Annotated in this window: 4 protein-coding genes; 1 reads left to right on the plus strand and 3 read right to left on the minus strand. The window is 68.0% G+C overall.

Going from position 1 to position 2,877, the window contains the following annotated elements:
• Both VFY73_RS09405 and VFY73_RS09410 read right to left on the minus strand, forming a co-directional pair.
• On the minus strand, positions 1-388 hold a 388-nt coding region (locus VFY73_RS09405; RefSeq protein WP_329717979.1), incomplete at its 3' end, for a site-2 protease family protein.
• 10 nt (positions 389-398) lie between these two features.
• Entirely contained in the window at positions 399-1,319 is a 921-nt protein-coding gene (locus VFY73_RS09410; RefSeq protein ID WP_329717981.1) for a DUF2167 domain-containing protein, read from the minus strand.
• A gap of 131 nt (positions 1,320-1,450) precedes the next feature.
• Between VFY73_RS09410 and VFY73_RS09415 the strand changes: the two genes are divergently transcribed.
• On the plus strand, positions 1,451-2,230 hold the full coding sequence (locus tag VFY73_RS09415) for a heparan-alpha-glucosaminide N-acetyltransferase (RefSeq protein ID WP_329717983.1): 780 nt from the start codon (positions 1,451-1,453) through the stop codon (positions 2,228-2,230).
• 9 nt (positions 2,231-2,239) lie between these two features.
• Here the strand turns inward: VFY73_RS09415 and VFY73_RS09420 are convergent.
• Positions 2,240-2,877 (minus strand): methyl-accepting chemotaxis protein (locus VFY73_RS09420; protein ID WP_329717984.1); only part of this gene is annotated, 638 nt, incomplete at its 5' end.

Here is a 2,877-nt window from a genome sequence, read left to right on the forward strand (position 1 = left end):
GGAAGAAGCCGACGTAGGCGAGCGCCCGGAACAGGTCGTTGCCGGTGAGCTCCGCCACCGGGATCAGCGCGGCGGTGCCGAGCGTGCCGAGGATCGGGCCGGCGAGCCCGATGCGCGCCTCGGCGGCCGCGTTGCCGCCCAGCGAGCGCGCGCCGACCGCCGCCCCCAGGAACGGCACGAAGAGCATGAAGGTGGGCTTCACGCCCTCGCGGCGCATCTGGAAGAAGTGGCCCATCTCGTGCACGAACAGCAGCGCGACGAAGCCCGCCGCGTAGCGCCAGCCGAAGACGAAGGCGTAGAGCCCCACCGACAGCAGCATGCTGCCGCCGCTGGCGAGCAGCGGCCCCAGCTTGACTCCCGACAGCAGCAATAACAGCAGCTTGACCATCGCGCAACGATCAGGCGGTGGGCTTGCTCTTGCGGCTGAACAGCTTGCCGACCAGCGCGAGCAGACCCAACCCGCCGAAGATGAACAGCTTGGCAAACTTGGCGAAGAACACGCCCGCGGCCGCCAGCAGGCCCAGCTTCTTGGCGCCAACGCCCAGCACCAGCGCGGCCAGGCCGTATTCGGCGACGTGGTCGGTCTTCTCGTCGAAGTCGCTGTAGCGCTGGCCGTCGTTGAAGTTCAAGGCGGCCAGCATCGCCTGGCCGTCGGGCTTGTGCGCCGGCAGCTCTTTCAAGCCTGTCACCAGGTTCATGCTGAAGTAGCCTTCGCGGCCGAGCAGGTAGGTGTTGTAGTTGACGCCCTGGTCATCGGTGTCGGTCGAGCCCTTCTCGCGCGACGACATGGCCCAGACCAGGCGGTGGGTGCTGGCCTCGTAGGCCGGCTTCTCGGCCCAGCCGATGATCTCCAGCGCCGGCACGCCCATCTTCTCGCGCTCCTTGTTCGACTCCTCGGTGCCTTCCTTGAAGCTCTGCAGCAGGTCGTCGGCGTTCCAGTCCTTGGCGTCGTCGTCCTTGATGTGGCCCGAGTCTTCGTAACGCACGGTCATGAACCAGCCCTGTTCTTCACCCTTCGGGAAGACCAGGCCCTGCAACCGCGGGTCTTCGCCCGGGTTGCCCATGGCTTGCAGCAGCTTGGTGGCCTGCGGCTGCGGAATGAAGATGCGTCCCTCGGGCAGCTTCAGCACCGCCTTGTCGAGCAGCTTGATGTCGACAGGGCCGGACTGGGCGACCGTGGCCGCTTCGTCCCACGCCTGTTGCCCGTCGGGCCTGGCCTCGTCGGCGGCGTGGGCTGCGGGCATCAACGCCAGCGGCGCGGTGATGGCGAGGAGACGGGCGATGCGAATCGCCCAGGTGCACGCGAACGTACGGAACATCGTGGGTCCCTCCCTGACGAGAAAGTGTGGTGTGGTGTGAGGCCCGTCGCAGGGCTCTTCTTGGATGTGGCCATCAATTGTAGGTTGGGGCGTCTGGCGCGCCACGGGCCTGCGGTATCGTGCCGGGCGCGATGATCCGTGACGAAGTTCCAGCCCCCGCCGCCGCATCCGCCCACCGCTTCGACCGGCTCGACGCGCTGCGCGGTCTGGCCATCGTCTGGATGGCGGTCTTCCACTTCTGTTTCGACCTGAACTACTACGGCTATTTCGAGCCGCGCCAACGCTTCCAGCACGATCCGTTCTGGACGGTGCAGCGCACCTGCATCGTCACGCTGTTCCTGCTGTGCGCCGGCATGGGCCAGGCGGTGGCGATCCAGGCGGGGCAGAGCTGGGCGCGCTTCTGGCGGCGCTGGGCGCAGGTGGCCGGCTGCGCGGTGCTGGTGTCGATCGGCTCGGCGCTGATGTTCCCGAACACGTGGATCAGCTTCGGCGTGCTGCATGGCATTGCCGTGATGCTGATCGTCGTGCGCCTGGTGGCGCCGGGGCAGTTGGCGCGCGGCGTGCCGGGCTACGTCGTGTTGCTCTGTCTGGCGCTGGCCGCGCTGGTGCTGCCGCGGGTCTGGCATGACCCGTTGTTCGACAACCGCTGGACCAACTGGGTCGGCCTGGTGACGCGTTTGCCGCGCACCGAAGACTACGTGCCGGTGCTGCCCTGGCTGGGCGTGGTGCTGGCCGGTGTGGTGCTGGGCAGCGGGCTGCTCAGGCACCGGCCGCAGTGGCTGGCCGGCGGCGTGCCGGCCGCGCTGCGGCCGCTGGCGGTGCTGGGCACCTGGTCGTTGACCTTCTACATGCTGCACCAGCCGGTGCTGATCGGCGCGATCAGGGCCTGGCGCTGGGCGACCGGTTCCTGACGACCCGGCTCAGGCAGCCTCGAGGCGGAACACCGACACCGCAGACGCCAGGCGGGCCGCCTGCTGGTGCAGGCTTTCGGAGGCCGCGGCAGTCTGTTCCACCAGCGCCGCGTTCTGCTGCGTCGTGGATTGCAGGTGATTCACGGCCTGGTTGATCTGACCGACGCCGTTGTTCTGCTCCAGGCTGGCGGTCGAGATCTGCGCGATCAGCTGCGTCACTTCACGGACCTGCTTGACGACCTGGTCAATCGTCTGTCCGGCCTCGGTGGCCAGCCGGTGGCCGGCTTCAACCTTGTCGCCGCTGGAGCTGATCAGGCCCTTGATCTCTTTCGCGGCGGTCGCGCTGCGGGTGGCCAGCGCGCGCACTTCGGAGGCCACCACTGCGAAGCCGCGGCCTTGTTCGCCCGCGCGGGCGGCCTCCACCGCGGCGTTCAGCGCGAGGATGTTGGTCTGGAACGCGATGCTGTCGATCACGCTGATGATGTCGACGATCTTCCTGGAGCTGTCGTTGATGCCCTTCATGGTCTCCACGACGCGGCTCACGACGTCGCCGCCGCTGACCGCCACGGTCGATGCACTGAGCGCCAGCTGGTTGGCCTGCCGCGCGTTGTCGGCGTTCAGCCTGACGGTGCTCGAGAGCTGTTCCA

This window comes from Ideonella sp. (genome assembly GCF_036277275.1).
Taxonomy (GTDB): domain Bacteria; phylum Pseudomonadota; class Gammaproteobacteria; order Burkholderiales; family Burkholderiaceae_C; genus Ideonella.

Coding starts and splice junctions, on each gene's coding strand:
- VFY73_RS09415 (WP_329717983.1), top strand. CDS start 1,451: ATGATCCGTGACGAAGTTCCAGCCCCCGCCGCCGCATCCGCCCACCGC.
- VFY73_RS09410 (WP_329717981.1), bottom strand. CDS start 1,319: ATGTTCCGTACGTTCGCGTGCACCTGGGCGATTCGCATCGCCCGTCTC.